At 63.7% G+C, this 17,675-nt stretch carries 16 protein-coding genes and 1 pseudogene; 7 read left to right on the plus strand and 10 right to left on the minus strand.

All coding sequences use genetic code 11. From position 1 onward, the window contains the following. Positions 1-19: 19 nt before the first annotated feature. Positions 20-187 (minus strand): rubredoxin RubA, encoded by a 168-nt coding sequence (gene rubA / locus GKC70_RS23180; protein ID WP_342650045.1) that lies wholly within the window; start codon positions 185-187, stop codon positions 20-22. A 175-nt stretch (positions 188-362) separates the two neighbouring features. On the opposite strand from rubA, the gene GKC70_RS23185 reads away from it, so the two are divergent. The 5 genes from GKC70_RS23185 (at position 363) to GKC70_RS23205 (ending at position 5,611) form a co-directional block, all read left to right on the plus strand. Further along, positions 363-920, plus strand: coding sequence for a chorismate lyase (locus tag GKC70_RS23185; protein ID WP_342650046.1), 558 nt, complete (start codon positions 363-365; stop codon positions 918-920). After that, positions 920-1,810 (plus strand): 4-hydroxybenzoate octaprenyltransferase, encoded by an 891-nt coding sequence (ubiA, locus tag GKC70_RS23190; protein ID WP_342650047.1) that lies wholly within the window; start codon positions 920-922, stop codon positions 1,808-1,810. Before GKC70_RS23185 ends, ubiA begins: the two co-directional genes overlap by 1 nt. 230 nt (positions 1,811-2,040) lie before the next feature. Beyond that, positions 2,041-2,730 (plus strand): phosphate regulon transcriptional regulator PhoB, encoded by a 690-nt coding sequence (gene phoB / locus GKC70_RS23195; RefSeq protein WP_003253341.1) that lies wholly within the window; start codon positions 2,041-2,043, stop codon positions 2,728-2,730. Between the two features lie 105 nt (positions 2,731-2,835). Beyond that, positions 2,836-4,143 carry a phosphate regulon sensor histidine kinase PhoR gene (gene phoR / locus GKC70_RS23200; RefSeq protein WP_039582429.1) on the plus strand — a complete coding sequence of 436 codons (1,308 nt, stop codon included), beginning with the start codon at positions 2,836-2,838 and terminating at the stop codon, positions 4,141-4,143. A gap of 127 nt (positions 4,144-4,270) precedes the next feature. Next, entirely contained in the window at positions 4,271-5,611 is a 1,341-nt protein-coding gene (locus GKC70_RS23205; protein WP_029612263.1) for a hemolysin family protein, read from the plus strand. Between the two features lie 50 nt (positions 5,612-5,661). Here GKC70_RS23205 and GKC70_RS23210 read toward each other — a convergent pair whose 3' ends face one another. The 7 genes and pseudogenes from GKC70_RS23210 to GKC70_RS23240 all read right to left on the minus strand — a co-directional run bounded on the left by GKC70_RS23210 (position 5,662) and on the right by GKC70_RS23240 (position 15,076). After that, the gene (locus GKC70_RS23210) at positions 5,662-6,570 is read right to left on the minus strand and encodes a response regulator (protein WP_029612261.1); all 909 of its coding nucleotides are present in this window, start codon (positions 6,568-6,570) and stop codon (positions 5,662-5,664) included. 161 nt (positions 6,571-6,731) lie between these two features. Continuing rightward, positions 6,732-7,502, minus strand: coding sequence for a phosphate signaling complex protein PhoU (gene phoU / locus GKC70_RS23215; protein ID WP_039582427.1), 771 nt, complete (start codon positions 7,500-7,502; stop codon positions 6,732-6,734). A gap of 122 nt (positions 7,503-7,624) precedes the next feature. Continuing rightward, a complete protein-coding gene (pstB, locus tag GKC70_RS23220; protein WP_039582425.1) occupies positions 7,625-8,458 on the minus strand; it encodes a phosphate ABC transporter ATP-binding protein PstB in 834 nt (277 codons plus the stop codon). A gap of 90 nt (positions 8,459-8,548) precedes the next feature. Continuing rightward, positions 8,549-10,219 carry a phosphate ABC transporter permease PstA gene (gene pstA / locus GKC70_RS23225; RefSeq protein ID WP_342650048.1) on the minus strand — a complete coding sequence of 557 codons (1,671 nt, stop codon included), beginning with the start codon at positions 10,217-10,219 and terminating at the stop codon, positions 8,549-8,551. Positions 10,220-10,236: 17 nt separating this feature from the next. Next, a pseudogene (locus GKC70_RS23230) lies at positions 10,237-12,524 on the minus strand (ABC transporter permease subunit). Between the two features lie 143 nt (positions 12,525-12,667). After that, on the minus strand, positions 12,668-13,648 hold the full coding sequence (locus GKC70_RS23235) for a phosphate ABC transporter substrate-binding protein PstS (RefSeq protein WP_029612258.1): 981 nt from the start codon (positions 13,646-13,648) through the stop codon (positions 12,668-12,670). 138 nt (positions 13,649-13,786) lie between these two features. Beyond that, positions 13,787-15,076, minus strand: coding sequence for an MFS transporter (locus GKC70_RS23240; protein ID WP_342650049.1), 1,290 nt, complete (start codon positions 15,074-15,076; stop codon positions 13,787-13,789). A gap of 356 nt (positions 15,077-15,432) precedes the next feature. Between GKC70_RS23240 and GKC70_RS23245 the strand changes: the two genes are divergently transcribed. Both GKC70_RS23245 and GKC70_RS23250 read left to right on the plus strand, forming a co-directional pair. Then, on the plus strand, positions 15,433-15,831 hold the full coding sequence (locus GKC70_RS23245) for an acyl-CoA thioesterase (protein WP_029612256.1): 399 nt from the start codon (positions 15,433-15,435) through the stop codon (positions 15,829-15,831). A 71-nt stretch (positions 15,832-15,902) separates the two neighbouring features. Next, positions 15,903-16,799, plus strand: a complete 897-nt coding sequence (locus tag GKC70_RS23250; RefSeq protein WP_342650050.1) for a D-hexose-6-phosphate mutarotase — start codon at positions 15,903-15,905, stop codon at positions 16,797-16,799. Positions 16,800-16,812: 13 nt separating this feature from the next. Here GKC70_RS23250 and GKC70_RS23255 read toward each other — a convergent pair whose 3' ends face one another. Together GKC70_RS23255 and GKC70_RS23260 are read right to left on the minus strand one after the other, a co-directional pair. Beyond that, entirely contained in the window at positions 16,813-17,346 is a 534-nt protein-coding gene (locus GKC70_RS23255) for a DUF3299 domain-containing protein (protein WP_162889481.1), read from the minus strand. Between the two features lie 48 nt (positions 17,347-17,394). Further along, complete coding sequence (locus GKC70_RS23260) at positions 17,395-17,640, minus strand: GlsB/YeaQ/YmgE family stress response membrane protein (protein WP_039582420.1); 246 nt, start codon at positions 17,638-17,640, stop codon at positions 17,395-17,397. Between the last annotated feature and the right edge of the window lie 35 nt (positions 17,641-17,675).

Below are 17,675 nucleotides of genomic sequence, written 5' to 3' on the forward strand. Positions count from 1 at the left end.
TCTCTGAAAGGGTCTTCGATCAGCCGATGGCGATCATTTCGAAGTCGCTCTTGCCTACGCCACAGTCCGGGCACAGCCAGTCGTCTGGCACGTCTTCCCAAAGGGTGCCGGGCGCGATGCCGTCGTCCGGCCAGCCCTCGGCTTCGTCATAGATCAGGCCACAGACGATGCATTGCCACTTCTTCATTGGTGATCCTCGGTCAGGCGTCGTGTTGCGTCGGGTGACGGCTGCGCGGGCAGGCCTGCACTGCACTCACCGCGCAATTCATGGGGGCTTTTTACTGGCCCGGCGGGCAGGATGCAAGCCTACCGGGCAATCATGCTAAGCTCGCCGCCTCTCTGGATGTAGCAAGCATACCGACGTGCCGTACGAATCCCCGCAAGCAGCCGCTGTCGCGTGGCTGGCGTATTCACAGCTGGCGAGCGAGCTCGACCCGCGCACCCGCGACTGGTTGTTCGACGAGGGCTCCCTGACCCGCCGCCTGACACGCCTGTCCGACGATCACTTCTGCGTGACGCCCCTGAGCGAAGGCTGGCAGCCGCTGCGTGCCGACGAATGCCAGGCACTGAGCCTGGAGCCCGGCGCCCAGGGTTGGGTCCGCGAAGTGTTCCTGCGCGGCCACGATCAGCCCTGGGTGTTCGCCCGCAGCGTCGCCAGCCGTGCAGCGCTGGAGCGTGGTGGCCTGGATCTGGAAACGCTGGGCAGCCGCTCGCTGGGCGAGCTGCTGTTCTGCGACCAGGCGTTCGTTCGCCAGCCCATCGAAGTGTGCCGCTATCCCGAATCCTGGCTGCCCGCGCCCAGCGCCAGCGCCGGGCTGTGGGGGCGACGCTCGCGCTTCTCTCGCGACGGCCTCGACCTGCTGGTCGCCGAGGTCTTCCTGCCGGCACTGTGGCAGGCTGAGCAAGAGGTGCCGTCCTGATGTACCTGAACCTGCTTAAATCGCTGAACCGCCTGCATCCCCGGGCCTGGGACTTCGTGCAGCTCAGTCGCCTGGATCGCCCCATCGGCATCTACCTGCTGCTGTGGCCAACGCTGTCGGCGGTGTGGATCGCTGGCAACGGCTCACCGACGCTGGCCAATGTGCTGATATTCGGCCTGGGCGTAGCGCTGATGCGAGCGGCGGGCTGCGCGATCAACGATTTCGCCGACCGCAAGGTGGACGGTCATGTCAAACGAACTGCCGATCGCCCTCTGGCCAGCGGTCGGGTGAAACCGCGCGAAGCGGTCCTGCTGTTCGCCGTGCTGACCGGTATCAGTTTCCTGCTGGTGCTGTGCACCAACGTCAGTACCGTGTGGCTGTCCTTCGGTGGCGCAGCGCTGGCCTTCTGCTACCCGTTCATGAAGCGCTACACCTATTACCCGCAGGTGGTCCTGGGTGCGGCGTATTCCTGGGGCATTCCCATGGCCTTCACGGCGGCCGGCGTCGAGGTGCCTGCCGCCGCCTGGTTGCTGTACATCGCCAACCTGCTGTGGACGGTGGCGTTCGACACCTATTACGCCATGGTCGATCGCGACGACGACCTGAAGATCGGCGTGAAGTCCACCGCGATCCTGTTCGGTGACGCCGACCGGGTGATCATCCTCACGCTGCAGGTGTTGTCACTGGGCTGTCTGCTGCTGGCCGGCAGCCGCTTCGCGCTCGGAGGGTGGTTCCACCTGGGGCTGCTGGCGGCGCTGGCCTGTTTCGCCTGGGAGTTCTGGTCGACCCGCACACGGCAGCGCGACGCCTGCTTCAAGGCGTTTCTGCACAATCACTGGGCGGGGCTGTTGATCTTCATCGGCGTGGTGCTGGATTACGCACTGCGCTGAACGCCAGGCCGGCGCAGGCACCGGCCTGCGCCGCAATCGCCAGTGGGCTGCCGCCCCGACAAGCCGTATTCCATCCCCTCCCGCACCGGATTTTCAGTGGTGCCGGCGCCACGCCGCGAAGCCCCTCCGTTCATGCAATGTCGCCAGAATGGCCAACGCCCTGTCACACAGCTGCAATAATTCCGTTATCTAATGCGGGCCAAGACACCATAGATGGGAGAGGTTTGAGCATGGTTGGCAGGAACATTCTGATCGTCGACGACGAAGCGCCTATTCGCGAGATGATCGCCGTTGCGTTGGAAATGGCCGGCTACGACTGCCTCGAAGCGGAGAACTCCCAGCAGGCCCATGCCATCATCGTCGACCGCAAGCCGGACCTGATCCTGCTCGACTGGATGCTGCCCGGCACCTCCGGCATCGAGCTGGCGCGCCGCCTCAAGCGCGACGAACTGACGGGCGATATTCCGATCATCATGCTCACCGCCAAAGGCGAAGAGGACAACAAGATCCAGGGCCTGGAAGTCGGTGCCGACGACTACATCACCAAACCCTTCTCACCCCGCGAACTGGTGGCCCGCCTGAAAGCCGTGCTGCGCCGCACCGGCCCGAGCGACAGTGAGGCGCCCATCGAAGTCGGCGGCCTGCTGCTCGACCCGATCAGCCACCGCGTGACCATCGACGGAAAACCCGCCGAAATGGGCCCGACCGAATACCGTCTGCTGCAATTCTTCATGACCCACCAGGAACGCGCCTACACCCGTGGCCAACTGCTCGATCAGGTCTGGGGCGGCAACGTCTATGTGGAAGAGCGGACCGTCGACGTGCACATCCGTCGCCTGCGCAAGGCGCTGGGTGAAGCCTACGAAAATCTGGTACAAACCGTACGCGGCACCGGCTACCGCTTCTCCACCAAGAGCTGAAAAGCGAAGCGCCAAGCCCATAAATGGACGTGAATGCACCACCGATCCGCCTCTACTTGCAGCTCGCCGCTCGCAACTAGCCGCTGGATCCGAAGGATCCCCTAATTGAACCAGAACTGGCATGCGACCCTGATTCGTCATCTGTTGTTGCTGATCACCGTCTGCCTGGTCGGTGGGCTGGCCAGCGGCGAGTACGGCTGGAGCCTGGCCATCGGCCTGGCGCTGTACCTGGGCTGGACCCTCAAGCAACTGCTGCGCCTGCACGACTGGCTGCGCAACCATCAACCCGACGAGGCACCGCCCGACGGCTACGGGCTGTGGGGCGAAGTGTTCGACAGCATCTATCACCTGCAACGCCGCGATCAGCGCGTGCGCGGCCGCCTGCAAGCGGTGATCGACCGGGTGCAGGAGTCCACCGCAGCCCTGCGCGATGCGGTGATCATGCTCGACAGCGACGGCAACCTGGAGTGGTGGAACCGCGCCGCCGAGACCCTGCTGGGCTTCAAGACCCCTCAGGACGGCGGACAACCGGTGACCAACCTGGTCCGCCATCCACGCTTCAAGGAGTACTTCGAAGCGGAGAACTACGTCGAACCGCTGGAAATCCCCTCGCCCATCAACGACCGTCTGCGCGTGCAACTGAACATCACCCGCTATGGCAACAACGAGCACCTGATGCTGGTGCGCGACGTCACCCGTATCCATCTGCTCGAACAGATGCGCAAGGATTTCGTCGCCAACGTTTCCCACGAGCTACGTACCCCCCTGACTGTGATCACCGGCTACCTGGAGACCCTGCTGGACAACGTCGAGGATGTGAATCCGCGCTGGGCCCGCGCCCTGCAGCAGATGAGCCAGCAAGGCTCGCGCATGCAGACGTTGCTCAACGACCTGCTGCTGCTGGCCAAGCTCGAAGCCACCGACTACCCCTCCGACAACCAGCCGGTGGCCGTGGACACGCTGCTGCAGTCGATCAAGGGCGACGCCCAGGCGCTGTCAGGCCCCAAGCGTCAGCACATCACCTTGGAGGCGGCGCCCGGCGTGCGCCTGAAGGGCAGCGAATCGGAGCTGCGCAGCGCCTTCTCCAACCTGGTGTTCAACGCCGTGAAGTACACCGGGGAAGACGGCAACATCCGTATTCGCTGGTGGGCCGACGAGCAAGGTGCGCACTTGAGCGTGCAGGACTCTGGCGTGGGCATCGACGCCAAGCACCTGCCGCGCCTGACCGAACGCTTCTACCGCGTCGACTCCAGCCGCGCGTCCAATACCGGTGGCACCGGCCTGGGCCTGGCGATCGTCAAGCACGTGCTGATGCGCCATCGCGGCAAGCTGGAGATCAGCAGCGTGCCCGGTCACGGCAGCACCTTCACCTGTCACTTCGCCCCGGCACAATTAGTCGGCGCCAGCCGCTGACGCTCGGCAATGACATCAGTCCCCTTTGCTTTTGCGGCACCAGCCGCTACATTGGATCCCCTGTGCCAGCTTGAGCTGGCACTTTTTTTCTCCCCCTATCGAAGACGGACCCCGTAAAAACTCCATCATGGACCCTTCCCCTGGTTTCAACCTCGCGTCACTGTTCGCCGATTTCGGCATGATCCTTTTTGCCCTGTTCCTGGTTGTGCTCAACGGCTTCTTCGTTGCCGCCGAGTTCGCCATGGTCAAGCTGCGCGCGACCCGCGTCGAGTCCATCGCCGAACTGCACGGCTGGCGCGGCAGCATCCTGCGCAAAGTGCACAATCAACTCGATGCCTACCTGTCGGCCTGCCAGTTGGGTATCACCCTGGCCTCCCTGGGCCTGGGCTGGGTCGGTGAGCCGGCGTTCGCCCACCTGCTCGAACCGCTGCTGGCCTACCTGGGCGTCGACAGCCCGGAGCTGATCAAGGGCGTGTCGTTCTTCATCGCCTTCTTCGTCATCTCCTACCTGCACATCGTGGTCGGCGAGCTGGCGCCCAAGTCCTGGGCGATCCGCAAGCCTGAACTGCTGTCGCTGTGGACGGCGGTACCGCTGTACCTGTTCTACTGGCTGATGTACCCGGCCATCTACCTGCTCAATGCCAGCGCCAACACCATCTTGCGCATCGCCGGCCAGGGCGAGCCCGGGCCGCACCACGAGCACCACTACAGCCGCGAGGAACTGAAGCTGATCCTGCACTCCAGCCGTGGCCAGGATCCGAGCGACCAAGGCATGCGCGTGCTCGCTTCGGCGGTGGAGATGGGCGAACTGGAGGTGGTCGACTGGGCCAACTCGCGCGAAGACATGGTGGTAATCGACGCCAAGGCGCCGCTCAAGACCATCCTGGCGATGCTGCGACGCCACAAGTTCAGCCGCTACCCGGTGTACGACGCCGAGCGCGAGGAATTCACCGGGCTGCTGCACATCAAGGACCTGCTGCTGGAGTTGGCCGAGCTCGACCACCTGCCCGAGCGCATCGACCTGGAAGAGCTGGCACGCCCTCTGGAACGCGTCTCACGGCACATGCCGCTGTCGCAGTTGCTGGAGCAGTTCCGCAAGGGCGGCGCGCACTTCGTGCTGGTCGAGGAAGCCGATGGCAAGGTGATCGGCTACCTGACCATGGAAGACGTGCTGGAAGTGCTGGTCGGCGATATCCAGGACGAACACCGCAAGGCCGAGCGCGGCATCCTCGCCTACCAACCAGGCAAGCTGCTGGTGCGTGGCGACACGCCATTGTTCAAGGTCGAACGCCTGCTGGGCGTCGACCTCGATCATATCGAGGCCGAGACCCTTGCCGGATTGGTCTACGAATCGCTCAAGCGCGTGCCTGAGGAAGAGGAAGTGCTGGAAGTCGAGGGCCTGCGGATCATCATCAAGAAGATGAAAGGCCCGAAGATCGTGCTGTCCAAAGTGGTCAAACTGGACTGAAACACCGCTCCTGTAGGGGAGCGGCAAACGATCGCGAGCGGCCGGACGGATCAGGCGCCGGGAATGAAGTGCTTCTGCGCGGTGCCGCGAGCGATCAGCCGCGACAGGTAGTCGAGCTTCTGTGCATCTTGATCGACGAACTTGAACGTCAACTGCAACCAGTCGCTCTCGGGTTTGGGCTCGAGCGCGGCGACGGCGTGCAGGTAGCCGTTCAGACGCGCCACCTCAGCGTTCTCGCCCTGCTCCAGATCGAGCACCGCGCCCTCGAGCACCTGCGGCAGCACCGCGCTGCGACGCACCACCAGCAGGGCCTCCTTCAGGCTCAGCGCCTTGATCACACAAGGTTGGTTGCCACTGGACAGGCGCAACTGGCCCTGGCCACGTCCACTCGGCGCTGCGGCAGCAGCGGCGGCGGCGCTCTGCGGGGCCGGCGCATTGATCAGCGGTTTGGCTGCTGCGGACGGCGCTGCCGCGACCTTGGCCGCCTCAGGCTTGCCGCCGGTGAGGGCGCTCAGCGAATCGTTGGCGAATGCCGAATTCACCCGCGCAGGTCCCGCCGACATCAGCCCTTCGAGCTTGCCGATGCGCTGCAGCGACTTTTTCACCTTGGTCAGCAGTTGCTCATTGGTGAACGGCTTGCCGACGAAGTCGGAGACGCCGGCCTGGATGGCCTGGATCACGTTCTCCTTGTCGCCACGGCTGGTCACCATGATGAATTGCATGGCTTTCATCTCAGGCTGCTGGCGGCACCAGGCCAGCAGTTCGAGGCCGGACATTTCCGGCATCTCCCAGTCGCACAGGACCAGGTCGAAGCGTTCCTTGGTCAGCATGGCCATAGCTTTACGGCCGTTGACCGCGTCTTCGATGACCATGCCGGGGAAGGCATTGCGCAGGCACTTTCTTACCAGATCGCGGATGAACGGCGCATCGTCCACGACCAGCACATTGACTTTACTCATCGATACTCCTCTTGAATCCCGACTAGCTTACCGCCGAATGATGGCAATTTGCCAAAGCACTGTTCACGCCGGGACGTTTCAAGACAGTTCGCGGGTACCTGCAGCATCTGCCACCAACGAAAACGCCCGGCTTGGGCCGGGCGTCGATGCACGGGGCAATACTATTTATCGTCAGATTGCCCCGGAACATTAGCCTTTTCCAGCGCCGCCAACGGGTCGCCTTCAACCTCGGCTTTCATGCGCTTGAGGCCCATGTGGCGTACATCGGTACCGCGCACCAGGTAGATCACCAATTCCGAGATATTGCGCGCGTGGTCGCCGATGCGCTCCAAGGAGCGCAGTGCCCAGATCACGCTGAGAACCCGCGAGATCGAGCGTGGATCTTCCATCATGTAGGTGACCAGCTCACGCAGGGCGGTCTTGTATTCGCGGTCGATGGTCTTGTCGTACTGCGCCACCGACAACGCCAGGTCAGCGTCGAAGCGGGCAAAGGCGTCCAGCGCGTCGCGCACCATGTTGCGCACCTGATCGCCAATGTGCCGCACCTCCACGTAGCCACGCGGCGACTCGCCTTCTTCGCACAATTGAATAGCGCGTCGGGCGATCTTGGTCGACTCGTCGCCGATGCGTTCCAGGTCGATCACCGACTTGGAGATGCTGATGATCAGACGCAGGTCGGACGCCGCCGGCTGACGCCGGGCGAGGATGCGCACGCACTCTTCGTCGATGTTGCGCTCCATCTGGTTGATCTGTTCATCGACCTCACGCACCTGCTGGGCAAGCCCCGAATCGGCTTCGATCAGCGCAGTCACGGCGTCGTTGACCTGCTTCTCGACCAAGCCGCCCATCGCCAGCAGATGGCTGCGCACCTCTTCGAGCTCAGCATTGAACTGCTGGGAAATGTGATGGGTGAGGCTGTCTTTGTTGATCATGCGTTCGCTCCGCGAAGTTGCTGGCTGCAAGCTTCAAGTAGTTCCTGTGGTTCCCTGTCGCCGCGCGAGCTGCCTTGACTCGTGGCTTGCAGCTCAAAACGTGCGGCTGCGCCCAAGGGCGCTTAGCCATAGCGGCCGGTAATGTAGTCTTCGGTCTGCTTCTTGGCCGGGTTGGTGAACAGCGTATCGGTGTCACCGAACTCGATCAGCTTGCCCATGTACATGAACGCGGTGTAGTCCGAAACCCGTGCGGCCTGCTGCATGTTGTGGGTGACGATGACGATGGTGTACTTGGACTTGAGCTCGTAGATCAGCTCTTCGACCTTCAGCGTGGAGATCGGGTCCAGCGCCGAGCAGGGTTCGTCGAGCAACAGCACTTCCGGCTCCACGGCGATGGTCCGGGCGATCACCAGACGCTGCTGCTGGCCACCGGACAGGCCCAGCGCCGACTCGTGCAGGCGGTCCTTGACCTCATCCCACAGCGCCGCGCCCCTGAGCGCCCACTCCACCGCTTCGTCCAGCACGCGCTTCTTATTGATGCCCTGGATGCGCAGGCCGTAGACCACGTTCTCGTAGATGGTCTTAGGGAACGGGTTGGGCTTCTGGAACACCATGCCCACTCGACGACGCAGCTCGGCCACGTCCTCGCCCTTGCGGTAGATGTTGTGGCCGTAAAGGTTGATGGCGCCCTCGACGCGGCAACCGTCCACCAGGTCGTTCATGCGGTTGAAAGTGCGCAGCAGGGTCGACTTGCCGCAACCGGACGGGCCGATGAAGGCGGTGACACGCTGCTTGGGAATGTTCATCTGCACATCGAACAGCGCCTGTTTGTCACCGTAGAACAGCGACAGACCCGGCACTTCGATGGCCACGGTTTCTTCGGCCAGGCGCAGGCTTTGCTTGTTGCGCCCCAGGGCCGACATGTCGATGCCGTGGTTATGAGTATCGTGTTGCATGGTCGTACTCCGGTTTTTTAGCTGCGAGCTCTGAGCTGCACGCTGCAAATAGGGGCCTGCGTCGAATCGGCTTGCGGCGTGCGGGCGGGATCAGCTGTCGAGTGCCTTGTATTTCTCGCGCAGGTGGTTGCGGATCCATACCGCCGACAGGTTGAGGGTCGCGATGACCAGCACCAGCAACAGGGCGGTGGCGTACACCAGCGGCCGCGCGGCCTCGACGTTGGGGCTCTGGAAGCCGACATCGTAGATATGGAAGCCCAGGTGCATGATCTTCTGGTCCAGGTGCAGGTAAGGGTAGTTGCCATCCACCGGCAGCGACGGCGCCAGCTTCACCACACCCACCAGCATCAGCGGCGCCACTTCGCCGGCGGCGCGGGCCACGGCGAGGATCATGCCGGTCATCATCGCCGGGCTGGCCATCGGCAGCACGATCTTCCACAAGGTCTCGGCCTTGGTCGCACCGAGTGCCAATGAACCTTCGCGCACGGTACGTGGAATGCGCGCCAGCCCCTCTTCGGTGGCGACGATCACCACCGGCACGGCCAGCAGCGCCAGCGTCAGCGAGGCCCACAGCAGGCCCGGCGTGCCCAGGGTCGGCGCCGGCAGCGATTCGGGGAAGAACAGGCGGTCGATGGAGCCACCGAGCACGTAGACGAAGAAGCCCAGGCCGAACACGCCATAGACGATCGCCGGCACCCCTGCCAGGTTGTTCACAGCGATACGGATCAGGCGAGTGACCGGCCCCTGCCGGGCATACTCGCGCAAGTAAACGGCCGCCAGCACGCCAAATGGCGTGACGATCACCGCCATGATCAAGGTCATCATCACCGTGCCGAAGATGGCCGGGAAGATCCCCCCTTCGGTGTTGGCCTCGCGCGGGTCGTCCCTGAGGAATTCCCAGACCTTGCTGAAATAAGCCCCCAGCTTGGCCAGGGTCGACATGTTGTTGGGCTGGATGGCATGCACCACCTTGCTCAAGTTGATCTCGACCTGTCGGCCGCTGCCGTCGCGAGCCACCAGGCTGTCACGGGCGAAGGCCTGGTGCAGCTCGGTCAGGCGCTCTTCGATGGTCTTGTAACGACTGGTCAGCTCGGCGCGCTCGGCCTCGATATCGGCCTGGGCTGCCGCGTCCAGCTTGCCCTGCAATTCCAGCTTGCGGCTGTGCAGGCGCAGGCGTTCCAGTCCATGGTTGATCGACCCGATGTCCTTTTTTTCCAGGCTGACAAGCTGGTCGTTGAGCGCGTCGGCGCGCTTGAGTCGCGCCTGCAGTTCGTTCCAGGCGCTGGGGCCAGAAGCGACCACACGGCCCTGCTCCTTGACGCTCACCAGGTAGCCATAGAAGTTGCCCCACTCGCGGCGCTCCAGGGCCATCAGGTCGGTCGGCCGGCGTTGGTCCACCAGCCAGTCGCCGACCAGCCAGGTGAAGTCGCTGCCGTTGAGGTCGCGGTTACCCACCTTGACCAGCTCGCGGGTCATGAACTCCGGGCCATTCTCGGGCACCGGCAAGCCGGCATCCTTCAGGCGCACACGAGGGACTTCTTCCTTCTGCACCACTTCGCCAACAATCACCACGTCGGCCTGCCCGGGCACCTGGTAGGTGGCCTGGATCAGATCGGCAGGCCAGAAGTGGCCCAGGCCACGTACGGCGATCACGGCGAGCAGGCCCAGGGTCATGATCACCGCCATGGCCACCGCGCCACCGCTGATCCACACGCCGGGCGCACCGCTCTTGAACCAGCCTTTGAGGGAATCCTGTTTCACGGATCTCTACCTTTCTATCAAAGCGACGAGTATTTCTTGCGCAGACGCTGGCGAATCAGCTCGGCCAAGGTGTTCATCACGAACGTGAACAGCAGCAGCACGAGGGCGGCGAGGAACAGCACACGGTAGTGGCTGCCGCCGACTTCCGATTCGGGCATTTCCACCGCCACGTTGGCGGCCAGGGTGCGCATGCCGTCGAACAGGTTCAGCTCCATCACCGGGGTGTTGCCGGTGGCCATCAGCACGATCATGGTCTCGCCCACTGCCCGGCCCATGCCGATCATCAGCGCCGAGAAGATGCCGGGGCTGGCGGTCAGGATGACCACGCGGGTCAGCGTTTGCCAAGGTGTCGCGCCCAGGGCCAGCGAGCCCAGGGTGAGGCTGCGCGGCACGCTGAACACAGCGTCCTCGGCAATGGAGTAGATGTTGGGGATGACGGCGAAGCCCATGGCGATCCCCACCACCAGGGCGTTGCGCTGGTCGTAGTTGAGCTTCAGCTCTTCGCGGATCCACAGGCGCATGTCGCCGCCGAAGAAGGCGCTTTCCACCGCCGGGCTCAGGTGCAGTGCGAGCCAGCCGATCGCCAGGATCACCGGGATCAGAATCGCCGCCTCCCAGCCGTCCGGCACGCGCAGGCGGATCGATTCGGGCAGGCGACTCCAGGCGAAGCCGGTGACCAGGATGCCGATGGGCAGGATCAGCAACAGGCTGAATACGCCCGGCAGATGGCCTTCCAGATACGGGGCCAGGAACAGGCCGGCGAAGAAGCCGAGAATCACCGTCGGCATCGCCTCCATCAGCTCGATCACCGGCTTGACCTTGCGGCGCATGCCCGGCGCCATGAAGTAGGCGGTGTAGATGGCGGCGGCGATGGCCAGCGGCGCGGCCAGGATCATCGCGTAGAACGCCGCCTTGAGCGTGCCGAAGGTCAGCGGCGACAGGCTCAGCTTGGGCTCGAAGTCGGTGTTGGAAGCTGTGGACTGCCAGACGTATTTCGGCGCGTCGTAGTTCTCGTACCACACCTTGCCCCACAGCGCGCTGAAGGACACCTCCGGGTGCGGGTTGCGCAGGCTCAGCGGCAGCAGCTTGCCCCCTTGCTCGATCATGATGCGGTTGGCCCGCGGCGACAGCGCCAGCAGCCCGGCGCCCTCGGCCACCGGCTCCACCAGTAAGGTGCGGTGCGCGGTGCTGTGGAACACGCCGAGCTTGCCGTCGCTGTCCAGGGCGATGAAGCCCTTGCGCCGCTCTTCGGCATCGATCTGCGCGATCGGCGCCTTGCCCAGCTGGAAGCTGCGGATCAGCTTCAGGCGCGACTCGCCATCCGGGTCACGGGCCATGAACCACTGGCTCAGGCCGCCCTTGGAGTCGCCGAGGATCAGCGAAATGCCACCGACCAGCTGGCCGCTGGCAGTGATGGCCGCGTTGCCATCGTCGAGCAGGGTGTAGCGGCCGTTCAGGCTCTTGTCGCGCAGACTGAATACGTCCGCCGTGGCCCGCCCGTTGATCACGTACAGCCACTGCTGACGAGGGTCGATGAAGAGGTTCTTCACCGTCTCGGTCATCTGCGGCAGCACGATGCGGGTCTGCTCGTGGGTGACCTCGCCGGTCATCATGTTCTCGCTGCTCGACAGCGACAGCACCTGCAACTGCGCACCGGTCGAACCGGCCAACAACAGGGTGTCGCCGTTGCGGTTCAGGGTGACGTGCTCCAGCGCGCGACCCTGCTCGTCGAGCAGGATCGGCTCCTGACCATACGGATAGTCGATATCAGGGGTGATGGTCTTCTTGTTGTCCGGGTAGGTGATCTTGTAGCTGTGATGGAACACCAGCGCGCGACCGTCCGACAGGCCCAGTACCATCAGCGCGCTGCCCGGCTGGTCGCTGCCGATCGAACTGACGCTGGCGCCGGCCGGGACCGGCAACTCGACGCGCTTGAGCTCGGCACCCGTACGGCTATCGAAGAACAGCGCCTGGCCGTTATCGGACACCCGCATGCCCACCAGATTCTGCTCCTCGAGGGCAAGCGCGAGCGGCTTGCTGGCATCCTGCTGCAGCCAGGCAGGCTGCAAGGCCGGCTTGCGGGTCAACTCGGCGCCCTGGAACAGCGGCAACACCACGTAGGCTAGGTAGAAGAAGATCAGGGTGATGGCGGCCAGCACGGCGAGCCCGCCACCAGCACATACCAACGGGTCAGGCGGTCCTTCAACGCGCGCAGACGGCGTTTGCGTTGCAGCTCGGGCGTATTGAAATCAATGCGCACGGGAGGGGAATTGGGGGTCATCGCAGAATTGGCCAGATCGTTCATGGGCACACCCTAGTGGCACCGTATTACAGAAACATGACAACACAATGACGCAAAAAAGCCCGCCGCTCAGGTATCTGGCGCCGGACTGAAAAGGCGGTGGAAACGATCGGCGGCTGAAGACCGATCGCTTCCGGGTCATCGTCTTACTTGTGGGCCAGGCCCAGGTCGTTCAGGGTCTTCTCGACGACTTTGGCCGGCAGCGGGATGTAGCCATCCTTCACCACCACCTGCTGGCCGGCCTGGGACAGCACCAGCTTGACGAACTCGGCTTCCAGCGGTGCCAGCGGCTTGTTCGGCGCCTTGTTCACGTACACATAGAGGAAGCGCGACAGCGGATACTTGCCGTTCAGGGCGTTTTCTTCGGTGTCTTCGATGAACTCGCTGCTGCCTTTCTTGGCCAGGGCAACGGTCTTCACGCTGGCGGTTTTGTAGCCGATGCCCGAGTAACCGATGCTGTTCAGCGAGGAGCTGATCGACTGCACCACCGACGCCGAGCCGGGTTGTTCGTTGACGTTAGGCTTGAAGTCGCCTTTGCACAGCGCCTCTTCCTTGAAGTAGCCATAGGTGCCGGACACCGAGTTGCGTCCGAACAGCTGGATGGGCTTGCTGGCCAGGTCGCCGGTCACGCCCACGTCGCCCCAGGTCTTGACCTCGGTCTTGCCACCGCACAGGCGGGTGGAAGAGAAAATGGCATCGACCTGTTCCATGGTCAGGTGCTGGATCGGGTTGTCCTTGTGCACGAACACGGCCAAGGCATCGACAGCGACCGGAATGGCGGTCGGCTTGTAACCGTACTTCTGCTCGAAGGCCTGCAGCTCGACGTCCTTCATCTTGCGGCTCATCGGGCCGAGGTTGGCGGTGCCCTCGGTCAGCGCAGGTGGTGCGGTGGACGAGCCAGCAGCCTGGATCTGGATGTTGACGTTCGGATATTCCTTCTTGTAGGCCTCGGCCCACAGAGTCATCAGGTTCGCGAGGGTATCGGAACCGACGCTGGAGAGGTTGCCCGACACACCCGTGGTCTTGGTGTAGGTCGGGATAGCAGGATCGACAGCGGCGACCGCGGTGGCGGCTGCGACGCCAGCGGCGGCAAAGGTGAGGGCCGCCATCAAACGCTTCAATTTCATGCCTTACTCCTAGCAGGAATGGGGGGTGTCGGATGGAACGGGGCCCAGTATCGGCACGCCGCATGAACACGATATGACCTAATTGTGACAAATGGATGAAAGGCCATCATTGCGAAGGCCCTTCATCATGTCGGGTCGTCAGCGTTTTCGTGCGAGCAGGTACAGCCCTACCCCCAGGCCCACCGCACACAGCCCCGCCACATAGTAGGCCGGCGCCATGGGGCTGACTTTGAGCAGCCCGGTCACCACCATGGGCGTGAGGCCGCCGAAGATGGCGTAGGCAACGTTGTAGGAGAACGACAGCCCACTGAACCGCACCGCGGCCGGGAACGCCTTGACCATCACGTAGGGCACCGCGCCGACCAGGCCGACGAACAGACCGGTGACGGCATACAGCGGAAACAGCAGGTCCGGGCGCGTCGGCAGGCTGTGGTAGAAGACCCAGGACGAGGCCAGCAGCCCCAGACTGCCGAGCACGAACACCCGCCCGGCGCCGAAGCGATCCGCCAGGCTACCCGCACCGATGCAACCCAGGCTGAGCAGAACGATGGCCACGCTGTTGGCCTTGAGCGAATCGGTGGGGCTGATGTGGTACAGGCTCTGCAGCAATGCCGGGGTCATCAGGATCACCACCACGATGCCCGCCGACAGCAGCCAGGTCAGCAACATCGACAGAACGATCGCGCCCTGGTGATCGCGCAGGACCGCACGCAGTGGCAGTTCCTCGGCCAAGGCCTTGCGCTGCTGCATTTCGGCGAACACCGGGGTTTCATGCAGCCAACGCCGCAGGTACACCGCGAACAGGCCGAACACGCCGCCGAGCAGGAATGGAATACGCCAGGCGTAGTCGGCCACTTGCTCTGGGGTGTACAGGGTGTTGATCAAGGTGGCCACCAACGAGCCCAGCAAGATGCCCGCCGTCAGCCCCGCCGTGAGCGTGCCGCAGGCATACCCGGTGTTGCGCTCGGGCACGTGCTCGGAGACGAACACCCAGGCCCCCGGCACTTCGCCTCCAATCGCCGCGCCCTGCACCACGCGCATCAGCAGCAGCAGGATCGGTGCCCACAGGCCGATCTGCGCATAGGTCGGCAGCAGGCCCATGATCAGCGTCGGCAGTGCCATCATGAAGATGCTCAAGGTAAACATCTTCTTGCGCCCGAGCAGGTCACCAAAGTGGGCCATGACGATGCCGCCCAGTGGCCGCGCCAGGTAGCCAGCAGCGAAGATGCCGAAGGTCTGCATCAGGCGCAGCCATTCGGGCATGTCGGCAGGGAAGAACAGTTTGCCGACCACCGTGGCGAAGAACACGAAAATGATGAAGTCATAGAACTCCAACGCGCCGCCCAGCGCCGACAGCGAAAGGGTCTTGTAGTCGCTGCGGGCCAGCGGCCGGGAAGGCTGTTCGAGGGGGTTGGGCACGGCGGTCATGGAAATTCTCTTTTATAGGACAGGCCGCTTGTGGCGCGGCTGCTGGTGCGGGAAGGGCGAAGATAGCAAATTGCTAAGCGCTGCTCATAGCGATACAAAAACCCTACAGTTATTCACCATTGCGCTGTCGTCGCTGGCCAATCCCGTCTATATACTGGCCCGTTGTAGGAAAAGGTTGGCTGCGATGTGGGACGTTGTGCGAAAACGCCGGTCACACTGGACAGACGGTTCCTCAGCGTTTTCCTTTGGCCGCCGCCGGCAGCCAGATCAGCGTAGTATGTTTCGCGCTGAATCGTTTTCAGGGCGTCCACCACCGCGCCAACCAATGAAGCTTCACGGGTCAGAGGCCCCACGGCATGATTGAGCTCGAACAAGAAGATCCCATCCCGCAGGGCGACCTGGCCTTGCAGATCACCGCGCTGCCGCGTGAAACCAACGGCTTCGGCGACATCTTCGGCGGCTGGCTGGTCGCGCAGATGGACTTGGCTGGCACCGCAATGGCCAGCCGCGTCGCGAGCGGACGCGTGGCCACCGTGTCCATCGACCGCATGGCCTTTCTGGTGCCGGTGGCAGTGGGCGCGCAACTGTCGTTCTACACCCAGACCCTGGAAATCGGGCGCAGCTCCATCCGCATGATGGTCGAGGTGTGGAGCGACGACCCGCTGTCCAGCGAATGGCGCAAGGTCACCGAAGCGGTATTCGTCTTCGTCGCCATCGACGGCAGCGGCCGTACCCGCTCCGTGCCGCGCTGCTGAAGCCCGCCGCGCGGTAAACTCGACGTCGGCATCGAGGTCCAACGGCCTCACCCGAATTGAATGAGGGCCGCATGGCAACCTTCACGGTCGACACCGAGCAACACGGCGAACTCAGCTGCTGGCGCATCGTCAGCCAGCACGCCGAACTTCTCATCGCCCAGCAGGGCGCGCAGATCCTCAGCTACCAGCGCCTCGGCGAGCCGCCGCTGCTGTGGCTGAGCGACCAGGCTTTGTTCCGTCCAGGCAAGTCGGTGCGCGCCGGGGTGCCGGTGTGCTGGCCCTGGTTCAGCAACTTCCAGCGCAACCCTGACTCGGTCCGCGCGATGTACCAAGGCAGCGAAGCACCGGCCCACGGCCTGGTGCGTGGCCGCGACTGGCAACTGCTGGGTGTCGAGGAGCGTGATGAAACGCTGCGCATCGAATTCGACTTGCCGGAGGCCCAGGGCCAACTGCCCGACTGGCCGCACACCGTCGAATTGCGCCTGGTGATCGAATTGGGCACGCAACTGCGCGTCGCACTGTCCAGTCGCAACCTGGGCGAGGCGCCCGTCACCCTGAGCCAGGCGCTGCACAGCTACTTCGCCGTGAGTGACGTGCGCGAGGTGCAGGTGGAGGGCGTCGAGGGCCTGACCTACATCGAAACCCTGGAGAACTGGGAGCCGCGCACCCAGCACGGCGTGCTGCGCTTTGCGGGCGAAACCGACCGTATCTACCTGAACACGCCGCAGCAACTGGCGATCGTCGATCCGCGCTGGAACCGTCGAGTCATCTTGCGTGCCAGCGGCTCGCGCAGCGCCGTGATCTGGAACCCCTGGACCGACCGAGCCCGCGAGTTGCCGGACATGGCCGACGATGGCTGGCAGCGCATGCTGTGCATCGAGACGGCGAACGTGTGGGACGACGTGGTCACCCTGGCGCCCGGCGCGGGCCATGTGCTGCAGGTGGAACTGAGCAGCGAAGCGCTCTGAGCCCTACGGCGACTCAGAGGTCGGCGTCTTCCACCACCCGCACCTTCGCCGCGTCCAGCGCGTAGGCCGCGTCGGCCAGGTCGTTGCTGACCTTCTCGATTTTCAACGCGCCGCTGACCCACAGCGGCGTGTAGATATCGGTGATCTTCAGGCCTTTGGGATAGCGCACCAGCACCAACTGGTTCGGTGGTGGCGGCGGCACGTGGATGCAGGCGCCCGGATACGGGACCAGGAAGAACAACGTGCTGTTGCCCTTGGCGTCGCTTTCCAGCGGCACCGGATAACCGCCCAGGCGGATCTGCCGGCCATTCATCGCCGCCACGGTCTTGGTCGAGTACATCACCGCAGGCAGGCCCTTGCTCTGCTTCAGGCCACCCTTGGCGGTGAAGGTGCCGAGCGCTTCAGGCGAGTTGTGGTCGATTTCAGGCATCTGCTCGAGGGCCTTCTGGTCCGACTTGGGCATCAGTTCAAGCCAATCGGTCTCGGGCAGCTCGGCATGGGCCAGGGTGCTGGCCAGCAACAGGGAAAACAGGAATGACGCACGCATGGCAATGCTCGGCAACTCGGATGAATTGCCGCGCATTCTAGCCTGTGTTCAACGCTTCTTGATGAATCCGTAGATCACCAGCAGCACGATGGCGCCGACCAGCGCGCCGAAGAAGCCCGCCGCCTGGCCGGCATGATAGATACCCAGCGCCTGGCCGCCGTAGGTGGCCACCAGCGAGCCGGCGATGCCGAGCAGGATGGTCATGATCAGGCCCATGCTGTCGTCGCCCGGCTTGAGGAAACGCGCGAGCAGGCCGACGATCAGGCCGATGAAGATAGTTCCGATGATGCCCATGGCAATCCCTCCGCAATAAAGATGGAACAGGCCAA

The sequence above is a fragment of the Pseudomonas sp. REB1044 genome, from assembly GCF_038813925.1.
In the GTDB taxonomy this organism is placed as follows: domain Bacteria; phylum Pseudomonadota; class Gammaproteobacteria; order Pseudomonadales; family Pseudomonadaceae; genus Aquipseudomonas; species Aquipseudomonas boreofloridensis.

Coding starts and splice junctions, on each gene's coding strand:
- GKC70_RS23240 (WP_342650049.1), bottom strand. CDS start 15,076: ATGACCGCCGTGCCCAACCCCCTCGAACAGCCTTCCCGGCCGCTGGCC.
- rubA (WP_342650045.1), bottom strand. CDS start 187: ATGAAGAAGTGGCAATGCATCGTCTGTGGCCTGATCTATGACGAAGCC.
- GKC70_RS23235 (WP_029612258.1), bottom strand. CDS start 13,648: ATGAAATTGAAGCGTTTGATGGCGGCCCTCACCTTTGCCGCCGCTGGC.
- phoB (WP_003253341.1), top strand. CDS start 2,041: ATGGTTGGCAGGAACATTCTGATCGTCGACGACGAAGCGCCTATTCGC.
- phoU (WP_039582427.1), bottom strand. CDS start 7,502: ATGATCAACAAAGACAGCCTCACCCATCACATTTCCCAGCAGTTCAAT.
- GKC70_RS23210 (WP_029612261.1), bottom strand. CDS start 6,570: ATGAGTAAAGTCAATGTGCTGGTCGTGGACGATGCGCCGTTCATCCGC.
- GKC70_RS23250 (WP_342650050.1), top strand. CDS start 15,903: ATGGCAACCTTCACGGTCGACACCGAGCAACACGGCGAACTCAGCTGC.
- ubiA (WP_342650047.1), top strand. CDS start 920: ATGTACCTGAACCTGCTTAAATCGCTGAACCGCCTGCATCCCCGGGCC.
- GKC70_RS23260 (WP_039582420.1), bottom strand. CDS start 17,640: ATGGGCATCATCGGAACTATCTTCATCGGCCTGATCGTCGGCCTGCTC.
- GKC70_RS23255 (WP_162889481.1), bottom strand. CDS start 17,346: ATGCGTGCGTCATTCCTGTTTTCCCTGTTGCTGGCCAGCACCCTGGCC.
- GKC70_RS23245 (WP_029612256.1), top strand. CDS start 15,433: ATGATTGAGCTCGAACAAGAAGATCCCATCCCGCAGGGCGACCTGGCC.
- GKC70_RS23205 (WP_029612263.1), top strand. CDS start 4,271: ATGGACCCTTCCCCTGGTTTCAACCTCGCGTCACTGTTCGCCGATTTC.
- pstB (WP_039582425.1), bottom strand. CDS start 8,458: ATGCAACACGATACTCATAACCACGGCATCGACATGTCGGCCCTGGGG.